The sequence below is a fragment of the Planococcus wigleyi genome (assembly GCF_014836985.1).
Classification (GTDB): Bacteria; Bacillota; Bacilli; order Bacillales_A; family Planococcaceae; genus Planococcus; species Planococcus notacanthi.
In genome coordinates this window covers 408,802-425,671 of the sequence record NZ_JACSPU010000001.1, presented here as the reverse complement: position 1 = coordinate 425,671, position 16,870 = coordinate 408,802, and the positions used below count along the sequence as shown (strand labels likewise).

Here is a 16,870-nt window from a genome sequence, read left to right as displayed (position 1 = left end):
TAAGTGTACGGTTTGTTTCTGTGAACATCATGAGACGTTTATTAAAATCTACTGAGTATTTAATGGATTTTTTTACTTTTCATCCCCGCCGTTTCAGCTAATCCCAAATCATAAAATGCATTATTGACATCATGTATATTTCCATGCAAAAAACCACCTGCACGCTACAGGTGGTTGCTATATCCATTCGGACAAACTAGAATTCTTTCTTAAAACTTCATAAACGCCATAGCTGGACTTTTTCCGGTTTCCTTTTAGGATCAAGTATACTTTTGACATCGAAGACAATGCCTTGCTGACCAATCAATAATCCTTCAAACTGTTTCCAACCAGCTTCTTTATAGGGTTTATGCGGAACTGCCAAAATAACTGCGTGGGCGGGCTTCAACTGCCGGTGGGTGAGGAGTTCCAGTTGATAATGGCTTGCTGTATCTTCAGTGGAAGCGTAGGGGTCAGCCACTTGTATTTCAATGCCGTATTCCCTGAGTTCCTCTACGATATCAGCAACTTTGGAATTGCGGAGATCGGGCACATCTTCTTTAGATGAAAGCCCCAGTATTGTCACGCGGCCATCAGCTATGCTGATATTGTCCTGAATCATTTTTTTGATCAATGTTTGGGCAATGTACCGCCCCATGCCTTCGTTGATATTGCGGCCGGATAAAATGACTTCGGAACTGTGGCCGACAGATTCTGCTTTGTTCGCCAAGTATAAAGAAGCCAACTCGATTCCCTGTCCTCCGACCAAATCCGGAGCAGCTTTCACAAAACCAATTCTGCTGCCCGCAGTTTCAAGCACTTCTTGCGTATCAATATTTAAGCGACCGCAAATCAAAGCAAGTTCGTTCATCAATGCCACATTGACATCAAGCTGGATATTTTCAATTAACTTGGCAGTTTCAGCCACACGGATTGAGGGTGCCTGATAAATACCGCCTGTAACCACACTGCCATAAACTTGCGCCAAAAATTCCGTTACTTCCTCGTTTTGTCCCGCCACTACTTTTTTCATTTTTGTAAAACTATACTTTTTATTCCCAGCCAGAACCCGTGCCGGAGAATAACCGACAAAAAATTCTTTACCGCTTTCGTAGCCCGAGTATTTCTCCAGTATCGGAATGCAGACTTCCTCTGTCACTCCCGGCGGCACAGTCGATTCATAAACCACAACCGCTCCTTTTTTCATATGCTGCCCGACACATTTGCTGGCTTCCTGCAAAGCCGTTAAATCGGGCAGCTTGTGCCTGTCGAAAGAAGTGGGCACAGCGATGATAATAAACCCGGCATCTTTCAAATCCGCTGGATCGGCTGTAAAAACAAGAGTGGAGTCCAGAAACTCCTCACGGCTTATTTCATTCGTTTTATCCAATCCGATGGTCAGTGCTTGAATTCTTTTTTCATCGATGTCATAACCAGTGACAGGATATTTCCGGTTAAAGGCGGCTGCTACAGGCAAGCCGACATACCCCAATCCGACTACAGCTATTTTCAGATTATGTAACATGCTGACGACTATCCCCCTTCACTCGCTTCTTATTCCTGACTGAAATCAGTTCTGTTTATTAGGCAGTTAGAGCAAGTTTTCTTTTTCTTTTAGAGAAGTGATTAAAATTGGATGACCTTTAGCATTTAAGGCCAGCTTCCAAGAAATTACGTCATCGGCTTTGTTGTCGATATGCAAATTGATGGCAAAAGACTTTAGCCTGTCAAAATGAGGGATTTGGCTGCCCGCAAACACAAAACGTGTTTGTGGATGCTTATAAATCTTCTCCAATGTATTCAGATTATAAGCATATGGCTTTAAATTCCCCTGATGGTCCACTCCGCATGAAATGCCGCCAATTTCATCGGCAAATCCACTGACGCTTTCAACCGTGCCGATTTCCAGACTGGCCGACAACAATGAAATTGTATTGTTTTCACAATACGTGACCAAGTGGATGGTATTCAGTGCATACGGATAAATCTTATTCAAAAAAGGATGCTGCTTGATCATATCGTCATTTTGAAACGTCAGATCCCTACCTAATTCACGCAACTCTTCTTCAAAATGAAATTCATTGTGATGTTTTTCTGGCTCCATTAATTCCACCCTTTCGTGTTTAACGCTTCAGAAAAGATATGACCAACTGACGCGCTTCATTCTCCGTGGCTGTTTTCAACTGTTTCAGGAGTCTGGCCATTTCAATTTGGCTAAGCCCTCTAGATGGGCTTGAATCGGCCTTCTTCAAGCCGTATAAATCAGATGCTGGCGCTTGGCTGTCCGTTTGCAGAATACGCTGCACCAGCTGAGCATCTGCTATTTTTGTGTCACTCGGACTATAAAGCTTCTTCGACTTAGCAGACATTCCAGCTTCCGGCAAACGCACAATGATGTACCGAGTCAAACTGGTCAATGAAATACTCTCAACAACCATTTCAGACAAGCGTTTTTCAGCTTCCATGAGATTTCGCGGCTTTTCAGCCAACTCAGTAGAAATCAATACAAAACGCTTAATTTGGTAACGGTTGGCAGCTTCCGCAATGTTACTGGCAGCAAAGACAGCCCCATGTAGAGTGATAGATGAATCTTCTTCTGTTATATCTAGTTGCCGGTGCCCATCTGTATGGTAGATGATGTCCGGCTTGTAGCGCCCAATAATGGAATAGATCTTTTTTTTATCTTGAACATCCAGAACAATCGGTATGATTTCAGTATTCCCTACCATCAGCTTTCTTAGCTCATATTCAACTGAATAGATGGATTGCGGTCCATGTCCGAGCAGCAGAATGCAGGAAGGCTGATATTGAATCAGCTGACGGGCAATTTGGGAACCGACAAACCCCCCTGCTCCAGTAACCAAAACGTTTTTTCCAGTCAGATGTGGAGCTGTCGGCAAAGCTACCAGTTCCAGCTTTTCTTCTATACTTTCAAATCCATTCGAAACAAAGATACGAAATTGGCGAAAAACAACAAGGAAAGGGATCAGTGAACGATGAAGAATTTCAAGTGCACGGTGTTTGTACATCTCCATTTACGCTCGCCCTTTCTTTTCGGATCAACAGCTTAGTCGTTGTAATTATGGTAATAATAGTTTTCCTTGTTGAGCGGATAATTGTTCAGGACAACTCCGAGAATGAATGCTTTCGCTGTAGCCAAAGAGTCACGTGCTTTTTCAACGCTGACTTTCTCTGATTTCCCTGTATTCACTACCAAAACTGTGCCATCGCATTTATTCGCTAAAATCTTGGAGTCGGTTACTGATAGGATCGGCGGTGAATCAAAAAGGATGTAATCGTACTGACCGCGCATTTCTTCCAGCAATTCCTCCAAAGCATCGGACTCCAGCAATTCCGCCGGGTTTGGGGGTATTTGTCCGCTCATCAGCAAATCCAAGTTTGGAACCCCACTCGCTTTTACCGAATGTTTCAACTGCCCTTTTCTCAGCAAGAGGTTAGACAGGCCGGTGTTGTTCCCTAATTGGAACGTCCGGTACAAAGTCGGCCGCCGCATATCGGCATCGATCAACAAAACTCTTTTGCCGGTTTCGGCAAATACAATTGCCATATTTGCCGCTGTCGTCGATTTCCCTTCTTCTTTTGAAGCAGACGTGAACAAGATGACTTTCGAATCCAAACCAGGTGTCGAGAAATTGATATTGGTCCGAATCGTTCGGTATTGTTCAGCAGTAATCGATTGTGGATTAGTACGAGCCACCAATTTTCGCGGCATTAACCTTTTTGTCTTGTTCATTGCCCGCATGTATATCCTTCTCCAATCTCTCTGATAGATTTAATGGTTTTTCCATTTTCAAATTGCTGTCTACAGGACTGACAATCCCCAAAACTTGAAGCCCCTGGATTTCTTCAATATCTTCTTCTGTTCGGACCGTTGTATTCAATTGATCCAGGATCAGCGTGATGGCCATACCGAAAACCAGTCCGGCCACCGCTCCGATTGCCATGTTAAAAACAGGGTCCGGGCGAATCGGTTTTGGGTTTGCAGCAGCTTCTGCTGCAGCAAGAACACTGACGTTGTCCACATTCATCATCGTTTGGATTTCCTTTTGGAAGACCTGTGCTGTTGTATTCGCAATCAACACAGCCTGTTCCATCGAAGAATCTTCCACTGATAAGGTAACGACTTGTGAGCTTTCGATGTTATTGACCGTAATGCGTTCCGTTAAGGAGGAAATCGTATCTTTCAACTGTAACTCCTCGATGACATTGGCTAGAATCGCCGGGCTTTTGATAATGACATTATAGGTTCCGATCAATTGAAGATTGGTGTCGATATCCAGACTATCGAAATCCTGGCTGCTTGCTGTGTTTTGGTTGATTAAAATCTGCGTTGTCGCCTGATAGACCGGTTTCATCACGGTATAACTGGCAACCGCACTAATAACAATAAAAGCCAGTGTTACTAGGATGATCAACATTTTTCTTTTTGCCATTGCTTTCAGGAATTTATTCAAATTGAATGTGCTTTCCATAATCAAATCCTCCTAAGGTTTATCCTTTGTTATTTTCATCGTAAAACTCGAAGGTTAAAAACAAGTTAAGTAATCTAAAAATTCTAATAAAAGAGAAAACTTTAAAAAATAAAGGCATTAAGAACCAATTCAGATAATCAATAATCAGTAAAATAATAAATAAGGGAATAAACCAGGTTATTAATCACAGGGCACTATTTTAAATAAGGCTTAAAAGACTATAAAATAACTTAAAAGCCATTGTACTGTTGCAGCCAACAAATTAACGCTCTTTGCCCCTGCCACTTAAACGGCAAAATAAAAAGCATTCAGCCAGTAACAGCCGAATGCTTTTCATTCCCATATGAATTTGTAGCCGAACCCTCTAACCGTCTGGATATAAACCGGGTTAGCAGGATCTTTCTCAATCTTTCTCCTCAAGTTGCTGATATGGACTTTGACTGTCTGCACATCACCTTCTGAATAATAGCCCCATACCTGGTCATATAACTGCTCTGCCGTCCATACACGGTTTGGCGTTTGGGCCAATAGCAGCAGCAATTGAAATTCTTTATGGTAGAGCTTTACCTGAGCCCCTTCTATATACAATTCGCGCGCATCCACATGAATATGCAGATCTTTATATTTCAGGATTGTCAGCCCGTCTTCCTCATCGTTCTTCCAGCCGTTTCTTCGCAGAATGGCACGTATACGGGCTTCCAGTTCGTTGAAATCAAACGGCTTGGTGATGTAATCGTCGCCGCCCGCTTCCAATCCCTGAATTTTATAGACCAGCTCTTTACGATAGCTGACGAACAAAATCGGCAAAGTCGTTTTCAAGCGGATTTTCTCACATACTTCCAAACCATTCATGCCCGGCATTTCCACGTCCAGTAAAATCAGGTCCGGCCTCTCGCTTTCCAGCATATCCAAAGCCTGTAGACCATTTTCAGCCTGAATGACGCCATACCCTTTCTTCAGCAAGAACAATCGCATCAATTCGCGTATTCCTTCATCATCCTCGACAATCAACACTGTAGCAGCAGTCATCTGTTTTCCTCCTGTTCGTTAATGCAGAACCAGCGGCAATACAATAATCAGAACACTCCCTTTGCCTTCTTTGCTGTCCGCCCATATCTGCCCTTTATGGGCCAAAATGATTTCTTTAGCAATTGCGAGCCCAAGCCCGCTCCCCTTATAGCTCGTGGAACTATCGATTTTGTAAAACCGGTCAAATATATGCGGCAATGCCTCTTTCTTGATGCCCCGACCGTTATCAGAAATCCGAATAACAAGTTCTCCATCAAAATCCTCTTCAGCCAATAAAGCATGATTATTGTTTTGGGCAAGCAGCTCCAGAGACAGCTCAATCCGCCCTTCTTCTGAAGACGTATGCTTAACGGCATTCCAGAGAATATTGGAAATGACCTGATCAATCCGGTCCAAGTCGATCGCAAGATAAGCTTGATTAATTCCATCCGGATTTTCTGTGCCGCGGAATTTGAATTCCCGTCCGCTTTGAATGACATCAGATTCCAACGAATCGACGAGCCGTTCTGTCCATGGCTGCAGTTCATGTTGCTCGAATCGCAAGGTCATATTGCCAGACTTGTATTTCGTCAGCTCTACAAGATCTTCTGTCAGGCGTTCCAGAAGCAATAGTTTTTTATGGATCATATCCAAATAGCGCGGATTGTTTTCTTCAATCAAACTTTCCTTAACCGCTTGGATATAACTGTGGATCAGTGTAATGGGTGTACCCAGTTCATGTGAAATTGCAGACAGCATTTCGTTTCTGGATTTCTCAATTTCCTGAATTTCATCATTGACTGTCAGTAAATTTTTATTGGTGACTTCCAATGCCATTGACCTTTCCTGGACATTGCGTTCCAGAAAATGATTCAAGTTGGCCATTTCCTGTGTCAGTCTGCGCATATTCGCCAATGTCTCAACACGCAGCATAAACTCTTCTTTGTCACAAGGCTTCACCAGAAAATCGTTGGCACCCGCTTTGAAAGCATCCTTTTTCTTACCTAGTCCATCTTCATCCGATAACATCAAAATCGGCAACTCCGTCAATGTAAAGTCGCTGCGGATCTGTCGGCATAACTCGTCACTTGTTACATCGTCCAGATTGCCATCCATTACAATCAGATCGACTGCACTTTCTGCCAATATGCGCAAAGCAGTTTGGCCATCTTCTGCGCCAATTCCTCGGTAACCACCTGAACCCAATTGCTGCAAAAGTGCCAACCGGTTGGTCTCTTTCGAATCAATAACAAGGATATTCAACGTCTGTTTTGTTTCTTGCTGTTTCAATATGGAAGCCGCCAATTTGGAAACAGAAAGCTCTCTAATACCTGCTTCAACTTGCCCCGTTTCAGAATCTCTCTTCTTTTTGGAAAGATCCTCAACGCTATTGACCAAATGTGCCATATTTTCTCCACTTGTCACCCATTCATTCAATTGACTCGCCGTTGCAAAAGACTTTGTCCCTTCCGTCGTTTCTTGAAGGGATCGTGCAATTCCATCCCTGTCCTCAAGAGGTATTTTCAGGCCTGCCGATGTATATGCCAACGGCTCATCTTTTTGCTTATTAGCATGTTTCAGCGTTTCCGCTTCTAACTGTTGCCGATCATTTTTCTGGCGCTCCAGTTCCCCTAAATTTTTAAAACCAATATGTTCTTTCTCGAGCAATGCCTTAGCTGCATATAAGAGACCCATTCCACTAAAGAAATAAATTGCATAATGGAGGATATTCAAATAAGGAATAATCGCAGCGGCAGTTAAAAAGGCCGTTGAAACAGCCACTGCCAAAAAAGATTGAGCAACCGCATACTGGCCGGCATATCGTTCCCCTTCGTTCCAAGCATAAAAAGCGATTGAAAAAGAAACACCGGCAGACAGAAGAGCCACTACATACAGCAGCAATGCAGCGATGGGATAGAAAAAGAATGAAAGCACTATTGAAGACAAGGCTAAAACTATCATTGCTTTAATAATAGTGAAATAGCGAGAGGCTTTGAGCCTTTCTGCAAACAGTTCACGCGTAACAACCAATAACAGAATACTGGCTGCTCCAATCAATACGGAGACAGTTTGTCTGTTCCACCATTCCAAGTTTGACCATATGTAGGCAAAACTGAAATTGGACCAGGTTGAAGATACTAAAATAAATGACACAGACAACAACAGGAGATACAGAAAGTTTTTTTGTCTATATTTGAGAAACCACTGGATGCAGCACCAAAAAAAGATGAGGCTTACTCCGCTGAATAGCCCGATCCAGGCAGTGATTTGTCGGGAATGCTCTTCAAATGCACCGTGTTCCCAAATCGTCAATGGCATATACTTAGCACCTTTTGACTCCACACGCAAAAAGTATGTACTTGCTTCCGCCTCCGACAAATTCAAGTCGAAAATTAAATGATGATGAGGATGTGTTTCTGTTGATCTTGAAATGCCTTTTTCAATTTTTTCACTAGTGTATTCACCCGTCGGAACCGGCGAGTAAAGAATGGCTTCATCAATAGATGGATTTGCCAATTCCAGCAACCAGTCCCGATCCTCTGACTGGCTTTTCACCGTAAAGCTCAACCAATACACATCTTTAGCCAACCCGCCATTCGGCACTTCTTCTTCATTTGAAATAAACTTCCAACTGTAAGGGGGCACCACTAGATCATCAATCCGCAAATCGCCTTCCAAGTCTTTTAAAATCCGAAGTTCATCCGTCAATAAAAGTTCATCCACATCAGAACTCAAATAGATCGTTTCTGTTTCACTGTCAACTGCGATTGTATATTGACTGCTGTAAAAAAAGAAAGAGATTCCCAATATGCAGATCAGGCTGATGACCATAAAAATTTTCATTAAGGACTCTTTCATCTTTTTCACCTCAGTTATTCAGTAAAGAGAAACTTCACTCAGTGGAAGTTTTTCCCCACTGAGTGTTAGTCCATCCAATCGGGCTTTTACGGCCAGTAGACCTTTCGCGAAGCGGAAGTCTTACTGACCGTTAATGCGGGGTAAAGAGAAACTTCACTCAGTGGAAGTTTTTTCCCCATTGAGTGTTAGTCCATCCAATCGGGCTTTTACGGCCAGTGGACAGAGAAGAGAGATAAATCAATAAATTCCTTGACCATTGCCGACTCCAGCAAATCTATAGTTAATTATGCACGTTTGTATCATCTCTTAAGGTAAATTTAATTAGTATAGAAACCAATTTATGGATTTTTAATAGGATGTATGATTTAACAGAATCATAACATTTTCCTTAGAAAAAGAAAACTCATTTTAATTCCGAAAATTCAAACATTGTCTATCATCTACTAATTTTACCAATAATTTTACTTAATTTACTTTATTATTTCATCATAAAAAAACATGAGCAAAGGCTGCTCATGTTGGGCTTACTTGAAATGAATTTTTTTCCTGGTTTTTAGCTTTATACATGGCCATGTCCGCCCGTTTCATCATGGCTGAAATTGTTATTTTTTCATCCAATGAAAAGGCGATTCCCATACTGATGGAAACCTGTAAGGATAAATCCTTCACATTAAAAGGTTTTTCCATTGTTTGATAAATGCTGGCAGCCACATTAGCCACTTGTTCCTGTCCTTCTGCATTTGCTACTAAAACCACAAACTCATCCCCACCCAGACGGGCAGCCATATTCGCTCTATGGATGCAGGTGCTCAACCGATAACCAAATTCCTGGATAACTGCATCACCAATTTCATGGCCCCATTGATCGTTGATTTCTTTAAAATCATCAATGTCCAGAATCATCACTGCTAAACTTTTTTGCGTTTTATCATGGATTTCCATTTGCTCTGCTGCATATTCCTGAAAAAAACGGCGATTGGGCAGTTCAGTCAAAGAATCGAAATAAGCAAAATGCATCAGTTGATTCTCATATTCTTTTTGCAGGGAGATATCCCGCGCAACCATTACCATGTGCTTGAACCTCTTTTTCTCATCATATACAGGAGTACCGTTTAGTTCCGACCACACCCATCCTCTGTCTTTATGCAAAAGGCGAAGCTGCAGCAGATAAGTAGTACCGCTCTTTGCGGCTTCATCAAAGGCCAGTGTTATGGCCGGCACATCTTCCGGATGGACATTATAAAATGGCTTTTGGCCGATAATGTGGCTTGCCTGATAGCCATATATGCTTTCAATAGAAGGAGACAAATATAGATAAGCTTTTTGATGATCCATCAATACAATGACATCATGAACGTTTTCCGCAATGATCTGAAAGTTCTTTTCCCCAGCTTCATAAAGGCTTGCCACTTTATCCAATTCTGTCATATCTTTGACAACCATATAAAAGCCAGTAATTTTACCTTTCGGACTAATTGGAATAAATTTAATCAAACAACCCATAATTTCCGAAGATTTCGAAGTGAAGTTCAGGCGCGCGTCTTTAAATTTACCCTCGACAGCAGCCAGAAAATGCTGTTCTGCAAGTAGTCGGTCTTCTGAAAAAACAAAATCAACAAAGTTTCTTCCAACTATCTCCTTCATCAAGTAGCCACTTAACTGTTGGGCTGTCGGATTCCCACCGGTAATATCGCCTTTTAAATCCACTGTAAAAATTGCACCTGCATTGCTTTCGTATAAAGCCCTGTATCGGGCACTATTTTCTTCCAAGCGTTCACGTATTCCATTGTTTTTCAATTCAGTTGCTTTTTCATCTGTTACATCTTTTACTAAACTTACAACATGAGTACATTTTCCTGTCTCATCGAAAAGCGGAGTCAGGTGGGTTTTTGAATAAAATAGTTGCTTCCCAGCAGAATAGAAAGAATCTTCATAGACCACACATTGTCTGTTTTGGACTGCTCCCCTATACTTTTCCTGTAAAAAACTCGCCAGCTTTGAAGAATGGACTTCATGAAATGTCCTGCCAATCGAAAGAGAAGTCAAAGAGGTTTTTTCCATCACTGCCGTATTAAAAAATTCGTAAATGAAAGAATCCTGCTCAATCACTTTTATGACAAACACCATTTCTTTAATGCCTTCCATCAATACCTGTGCAAAAGACAATGAAGCCGCTTCGTTCATTATGTCCATCCTCCTGATCCTCTTTAAGCTCTCCAACTATAGTAAAAACTCTTTTAACAGTGTAGCAGAAAATACTTCCATTTAAAACTTTAGAACTAATTTCATTCTTAAAAAATAGGTCATTCTGCGTTATAGATTTTGCAGATGATGAATGTTCATTTCAATTTCTACCCATCCCATTTTCTTGATAGAATAATTTTAAATGCCGGTACCTCTTTCTGTTAACGCAACCGTTCATTGTATATAATGAGAGAAACTTTACACAGCAGTCACTGGCCATTGAGTAAAGTTGTTCCAATCGGACTTTTAAGGCTGGTGAACTTTTTGGACAGCGGAAGCTTTACTAACGGATAAAAATAACAAAGGGGATAAGTTATGTGCCTGATCAACCTACAGTTTCGGAACCATCCAAAATACAAACTGATTGTTGCTGCAAATCGAGACGAGTTTTACGGCCGTCCCGCTGCATCTGCCCGGTTCTGGGATGACGAGCCCCATATTTTAGCTGGCCGCGACTTGACTGGAATGGGCACATGGCTGGGAGTTACCAAACATGGACGTTTTGCAGCTTTGACAAATTTTCGGGATCCAACCAATCTCGAAGCAGGCGCCATATCGAGAGGCGCAGTAGTCAAAAACTTTTTAGCCAGTACCGATTCTCCTAAAGATTATGTAACGTCCATCGATCCAACACAATACGCTGGGTTCAATATTATTTTGGGCGATTCTGACCGATTGCTTTATTACAACAATATTCAGCATGAGTCTTACGAAATTCCTCCTGGAACTCATGGACTCAGCAACCATTTTCTTAATACGCCTTGGCCAAAAGTGACAAAAGGAAAGGAAAAGCTGTCTTCTTATATGGCACAATCCAAAGAAGCGGATTTGGAAGAGCTTTTCGCCATTCTATCTGATACGGAACATGCACCCGATACGCATCTTCCAGACACTGGAGTTGGTTTGGATTTGGAACGTATGCTGTCTCCTATGTTCATTCAAACACCTGATTACGGAACACGCGCTGCAACTGTAGTCTTGTTTTCGCATGATGGCACGCTTACCTTTGCAGAACGAAATTACGAAAAAGGCAAATTTCAGGAAGACAGTTTTTTTGAATTCAAAATTGAGCAGAAAACCCAGTAACAGATTTCGGTTGAAATATACAGAAACCCGGCAACCTTATTTTGAAAGGATGCCGGGTTTCTTTTACTTTTCTGGTTCGTAAATTTGTTCAGCAGTTTCTATTCGGCTTTACGTTATACGCATTTCTGAATCAGCTACTGATCGGTTTTGATAAGAATTAGCAACTCACCGTTGGTTGAAATTCTTTATTGCGCTCCGTACAATGGCAATCCGTTTTCTTTCACTTGAATTCGCCATACTTCATTTTTGGAGGATTCAGTGACATACAGATAACCGTCCTGGAATGTCAGATTCGTTGTGAAGGTTCCTGCGCCTTCCGGAAGACGAATTGTGCCATAACTAAATCCGCTTGCATCTTGAACGACAATTTCACCAGCCTGGAAATGTGCGATATACAAATTCCCTTTGTCATCAACCGCTAAACCATCGGGACCGATTCCTCCTTCGTACTGTCCGAAAATAAACGGAGTTTCAGGTGATGGTGGTGCATTTTTGGCCGGAATAGCAAGTACTCTATTTTTGGCGAATTCTGATATGTAGACACGCAATCCATCCGCTGAAATTGCGACGCCATTCGGATAGGCGATTTTTTCAGCGAATAATTCAGGTTCTTTACTGTCCGCTGGAACATAAAAGACGCGTCCGACTGGATGGGTGGCACTTGAGCCCATGGGTTCCGTAAAATACAAGCCACCATCTTGATCAAATACCAAGTCATTCAAGCCGTTTAACGGTTCTCCTTGATATGTGCTGATGACCACTTTACTGTCTCCTGTTTCCGGATCGTATGCGTGGATCACTCCACTGATATCGGTAATGAACAGGCGGCCGTCTTTATGGAACTTCGCTCCTACCGGACCTGGATATTCTTTAACGAATTCGACTTCTCCATTTTCCACTGCCAAAAGTTCTCCTGACATGGGGCTGACCATCCAAATCTTGCCGTCACGGTCAAAGTTGATGCCTTCCATAAACCCGCCATCTCCTGTAACCACCTTTTCCCATTTAGCTTTAGATGGAATGATCTCAGAAATGTCATGTCGTTCCCCTTTTGGTACAGACTTCTTGTCGTCGGCTGCTTTTGTGCCTGCAAAACCGGCTGCTACCAGGAAAACCACAAGCAATGCCATAATTGCCCATCCTCTTTTTTTCATGTGCTGAATACCTCCTCATTTTACTGAACTCATTGTCTTCGGATTTTTAATTGACCGCCACCGGAATATGAAACTGCTTCAACAAAATATACAAGCGGCAATGAGTAAAAACAACAAGGATAACTGGTAGAGTACAGGAATAATTCAGTAAGAATTTATCTATTTTAACAAGAATATTTTTGTTAAACTGGTAGGTTATCAATAATTCCAAAGATAAAAGACAGATAGCTGGCTTTTAGAAAGCTATCTGCCTCATGCATCATATATTATCTTTAGAAGCTGCGATCAATCTTCGTTAAATACTCATGCTGTCAATCAATCGCTTGTATTCGGGATACCAATGCTCCCACTCCAAAGTCCGTTCAATACTTTCTTTGTTAAGCAGTGCCTCGAGAACATCCAAACAAACATGCCAGCCAGCCAAATCCCTTGGTGTATGGTCTGTTAAAGCTGGAATGCTCTCCAACATACGCAGGTGGGTTTCCCCATCTGCCGGCGTAAGCTCAAACCGGACATGGTCTTCACCCCACTCAAAACCCAATTGGCTTTCCGCCTCAAAATCCGTAATCGACATTTTTTCAAAATGACCGTTTCCCATATCAAACGAGAGGTGTCCCCCTTTTCCCGGCTCTTCTATCTGCAATCCGGCGAACCATTGATGAATCTTTTCATTATCCGTCAGCATCTGCCAAACTTTTTCGATGTCATGCGACAGCTTCCTGTCAAATGTGGCAAGATAACCTTTTTCTGTGCGGGTGATTTCTGCAGTCATTTCAATTCCTCCTATTGGATCATTTCTATTAATATACCCGAAAGGAAGGAATGCAATCGGTGCTGGAAGGGTATAGAAAAGCAAGGAGTTGAATTTAAATGAGATTAGGTTATGCCTGTATGAACACTGAATTGAAAACCATCTTCAGAACTTTGCGTGTCGCAACTGCGGAAGCGGAAGGGACAGGAAAAATAAAAGAATTGACCATGAAAAATCTGGAGACTACCTTAGAAATCCTCCGGTGGAATCTGGAGCACGATATTTTCTTTTACCGGGCTTCCAGTTCAATCGTTCCACTCTCTACCCATCCGATAAACGATTGGATTTGGTGGGAAGATTCGGATGTTCTGGCGATCACAGATGAAATCCGTACAATTGTAGAAGAAAATACCATGAGGGTATCGGTTCATCCCGGACAATACACGGTTCTCAATTCGCCGAAGCCCGAAGTGGTCCGGAAATCAATCGAGGATCTCGAATACCATGATAAACTGATTCAATTGCTCGGGGGCTCCGACATCATTCTCCATACCGGAGGAGCTTATGGAGACAAAGAAGCGGCAAAACAACGATTCGCGGAAGCCTATCTGGCGCTGTCTCCAAGCATCCGCCAGCGTTTACGTCTAGAAAATGACGATAAAACTTTTACAGTGAGAGACGTCCTGGATGTCAATAAGATATGCGGAGTACCGATTTGCTTTGATATTCATCACCATAACTGCAATAATGACGGGAATCCCGTTGACTATGCTGAAATCCTTGAGACCTGGAAAGGTTACGGTACGCCTAAAATCCATATCAGCACAGGAAAAGAAGGATTCACGGATCTGCGCCATCATGATCTCGTTTCCGAGACGGACTTTAATGAATTAATGGCATTGCTCCGCGGAACCGATGCGGACATCATGTTCGAAGCCAAACTGAAAGAACAATCCGTCCTGCCTTTTGTCCGGCAGTTAATGAATAAATAAAAAAGGCTGTCCCAAAAGTCATTTTTTCATGACAAAAGGGCAGCTTTTTTTAAAAGATTCCATGTGTTTCATTCGATTCACTGCTTTCCAAAGCATGTCCCGAAAAGAGACCTGTGCCCATAACGCGGCCACGGAAAACCTCTTCGGCCTCCTGAAGCAGGAAATGTATTATGGAGAAGCATTGGCATCATACGAAGAATTAAAACAGCAGATCGAACAATACATAACCTACTGCAACAACGAACGTATTAAACAAAAATTAGCTGCATAAGTAAAACTCTAACTTTAAAGGATCACTACCTAAAACTTACTTTCCAGACAGCTCCTTTTTATTTGCTCACCGATGCTATATTCGGAAACTCCAGCGTGAATTCAGTGCCTTTTCCTTTTTCGGAATCCACCAGAACTTCTCCATTCATTTGGCTGACAATGCTGTAGGTAACCATCATTCCAAGTCCTGTTCCTTTGATTTTATTCGAAAAATAAGGTTCTCCTAAGCGTTTCACTTCTTCTTTTGTCATACCGACGCCCTCGTCAGCCACTTCGATCCACACTTTGGCAGGAGACGATTTGACGGATACGGCCAAGGTTCCTCCTTCAGGCATCGCCTCAATGCCGTTTCGGATGATATTAACCAAAGCCTGCTGGAATTTCTGCCGATCGACCAGTATCCTTGCATGTTCATCCATCTCTATCATCTGCATGATGACATCTTTTCCATTAGCATAAGGCGCCATGATTTTCAGTACATGATGGACTTCTGGAGAAACCGTAATCGGCTCTAGTTGTCCGTAGGTTGGTTTCGCATAGACCAAATAATCATCGATCAAATCTTCTGCCGTAATGATTTCTTCTAATATGGTCTGATGAAACTCCAGTTGTTTTTCACGGCTGTATTCATATTCATGCATCAACTGGATAAAGCCTTTGATGCTCTGCAAAGGGTTTCGCAATTCATGGGATACGGCCGCGGCAAAATGGCTGACTGTCTCCATTTTTTCATGTTTCAGCATAGCATTGTACATGTATTCCTGCCGTTGCATATGCTCAATCAACAAAGCCGTCAAGACAATGATGGTTCCTTGATTGAGCATCAGCATCACCCAAATTCCAATAATGTCATCTAGCGGATCCCCAAAAAAGAACGCGCCCGCAAACATATTGAACAAGAGCGAAGCAATTGAAATGCAGAACACTAATGCAATTTTGCCGAGGCGACTTATCCGCATATACAGAGGACGCAGAAACGGCACTCCAGCCGCAATAACGAATTGATTCAGGATGGCAATGTACATCCCATCTCCACCAATGATTATCCGGCCAATTGAAGAAACCAAAAACAAGATGCCCGAAACTACAGGTCCACCATACAAAGCTCCTACGATCATAGGTACTTGCCTTAAATCAAAAATGTATTGGTCTGTCAGAAACTGATAAGGGAACACCATGCATAATATGATGGAAATCGAGAAAAGAATGGTCATGGTCACACGGTGGCTGACGAAAAAGTTTCGCTGGCCTGCTGTAGCGAACATCTGATAGACGACAATCGGAAAGATGATGAAAAAGATGTTATTGATCATGCCCGTCATCATTTCTTCCATGTATGTCATCTCCTTTTCTTTTTTGCTGCGTCCTTCATTATACAATTCGCCGTTCCTCCCTACCACCCCTTTCTGCATGAATCCGGAAGCCGGCTGATGTCTTCTATTTTTTGAACGGATGTGGCGTTGTAACCTTCAGTTTTTTCAATAGCCGCTCGCGCCTCTTTTTCATTCCGGCCAGCGAAATCTTTTCAAGTTCGGCCAATTCCGGAAGGCTGAACCCTTTTACGAAAAGAGCATCGAGGAGCCACTTTTCATGTGCAGTCAATTGATTTACTTCCAGCCATTCCGGTAATTCCTCTATCACTGTTTCTTCTGCTTTTTCTCTAACACCATTGTCTGTACAGCTTCCGCGATCGTTTCTTTTGGCCTCCCGTTTCAGTTCATCCAGCATCGCTCCTTGAATGCTGCGATAAGCAAAAGGAGTGAAGTTTCCTTTTGAATCTTCGAAACGCTGCCATGCCTGCCATAAGGCGATATTGCCGATTTGGCGAAAAGTGTCGTAATCGCGGTAAATATGGAGCTTTCGGATCAAAGCAGAAATCATTGGAGCATATTGTACCGCTACTTCTTCAAAATCTTTCATCGTCTTATCCTTCTGAACGTTCGTCGATTCCCGGGTGAATCCAGAATAGTCCAGATTAAACGAAGCAGCCAATCGCTGTTTCCTATCTTTTGGCGTTCAAAAATACGGTTTGTC

The 16,870-nt window shown here is 42.4% G+C and carries 14 protein-coding genes and 1 pseudogene; 3 read left to right on the top strand and 12 right to left on the bottom strand.

Annotated features, from left to right (window positions below; translation table 11 throughout):
- Positions 1-217: 217 nt before the first annotated feature.
- The 8 genes from H9630_RS01785 to H9630_RS01750 form a co-directional block, all read right to left on the bottom strand.
- Entirely contained in the window at positions 218-1,504 is a 1,287-nt protein-coding gene (locus H9630_RS01785) for a nucleotide sugar dehydrogenase (RefSeq protein ID WP_191713773.1), read from the bottom strand.
- 66 nt (positions 1,505-1,570) lie between these two features.
- The gene (locus tag H9630_RS01780) at positions 1,571-2,083 is read right to left on the bottom strand and encodes a sugar-transfer associated ATP-grasp domain-containing protein (protein ID WP_191713772.1); all 513 of its coding nucleotides are present in this window, start codon (positions 2,081-2,083) and stop codon (positions 1,571-1,573) included.
- Between the two features lie 19 nt (positions 2,084-2,102).
- Entirely contained in the window at positions 2,103-3,014 is a 912-nt protein-coding gene (locus H9630_RS01775) for a polysaccharide biosynthesis protein (protein ID WP_191713771.1), read from the bottom strand.
- Positions 3,015-3,046: 32 nt separating this feature from the next.
- Positions 3,047-3,742: a CpsD/CapB family tyrosine-protein kinase gene (locus H9630_RS01770; protein WP_191713770.1), complete on the bottom strand. Its 696-nt coding sequence runs from the start codon at positions 3,740-3,742 to the stop codon at positions 3,047-3,049.
- Positions 3,684-4,472 (bottom strand): YveK family protein, encoded by a 789-nt coding sequence (locus tag H9630_RS01765; RefSeq protein ID WP_191713769.1) that lies wholly within the window; start codon positions 4,470-4,472, stop codon positions 3,684-3,686. The genes H9630_RS01770 and H9630_RS01765 overlap by 59 nt, the downstream gene beginning before the upstream one ends.
- Before the next feature lie 333 nt (positions 4,473-4,805).
- Positions 4,806-5,501, bottom strand: coding sequence for a response regulator transcription factor (locus H9630_RS01760; protein ID WP_191713768.1), 696 nt, complete (start codon positions 5,499-5,501; stop codon positions 4,806-4,808).
- Between the two features lie 18 nt (positions 5,502-5,519).
- Complete coding sequence (locus tag H9630_RS01755; protein ID WP_225218316.1) at positions 5,520-8,324, bottom strand: ATP-binding protein; 2,805 nt, start codon at positions 8,322-8,324, stop codon at positions 5,520-5,522.
- Between the two features lie 528 nt (positions 8,325-8,852).
- Positions 8,853-10,484: a sensor domain-containing protein gene (locus H9630_RS01750; RefSeq protein ID WP_225218315.1), complete on the bottom strand. Its 1,632-nt coding sequence runs from the start codon at positions 10,482-10,484 to the stop codon at positions 8,853-8,855.
- A 414-nt stretch (positions 10,485-10,898) separates the two neighbouring features.
- Between H9630_RS01750 and H9630_RS01745 the strand changes: the two genes are divergently transcribed.
- Entirely contained in the window at positions 10,899-11,669 is a 771-nt protein-coding gene (locus tag H9630_RS01745; RefSeq protein ID WP_191713766.1) for an NRDE family protein, read from the top strand.
- A gap of 185 nt (positions 11,670-11,854) precedes the next feature.
- Here H9630_RS01745 and H9630_RS01740 read toward each other — a convergent pair whose 3' ends face one another.
- Positions 11,855-12,823: an SMP-30/gluconolactonase/LRE family protein gene (locus H9630_RS01740; RefSeq protein ID WP_191713765.1), complete on the bottom strand. Its 969-nt coding sequence runs from the start codon at positions 12,821-12,823 to the stop codon at positions 11,855-11,857.
- A 295-nt stretch (positions 12,824-13,118) separates the two neighbouring features.
- Positions 13,119-13,595, bottom strand: a complete 477-nt coding sequence (locus H9630_RS01735) for an SRPBCC family protein (protein ID WP_191713764.1) — start codon at positions 13,593-13,595, stop codon at positions 13,119-13,121.
- Between the two features lie 98 nt (positions 13,596-13,693).
- On the opposite strand from H9630_RS01735, the gene uvsE reads away from it, so the two are divergent.
- Both uvsE and H9630_RS01725 read left to right on the top strand, forming a co-directional pair.
- Entirely contained in the window at positions 13,694-14,566 is an 873-nt protein-coding gene (gene uvsE, locus H9630_RS01730; protein ID WP_191713763.1) for a UV DNA damage repair endonuclease UvsE, read from the top strand.
- An 88-nt stretch (positions 14,567-14,654) separates the two neighbouring features.
- A pseudogene (locus H9630_RS01725) lies at positions 14,655-14,837 on the top strand (IS3 family transposase); the annotation flags it as partial.
- Positions 14,838-14,895: 58 nt separating this feature from the next.
- Here the strand turns inward: H9630_RS01725 and H9630_RS01720 are convergent.
- Positions 14,896-16,215, bottom strand: coding sequence for an ATP-binding protein (locus tag H9630_RS01720; protein WP_225218314.1), 1,320 nt, complete (start codon positions 16,213-16,215; stop codon positions 14,896-14,898).
- A gap of 58 nt (positions 16,216-16,273) precedes the next feature.
- Positions 16,274-16,756, bottom strand: a complete 483-nt coding sequence (locus H9630_RS01715) for a sigma-70 family RNA polymerase sigma factor (protein ID WP_191713761.1) — start codon at positions 16,754-16,756, stop codon at positions 16,274-16,276.
- Positions 16,757-16,870 lie beyond the last annotated feature (114 nt).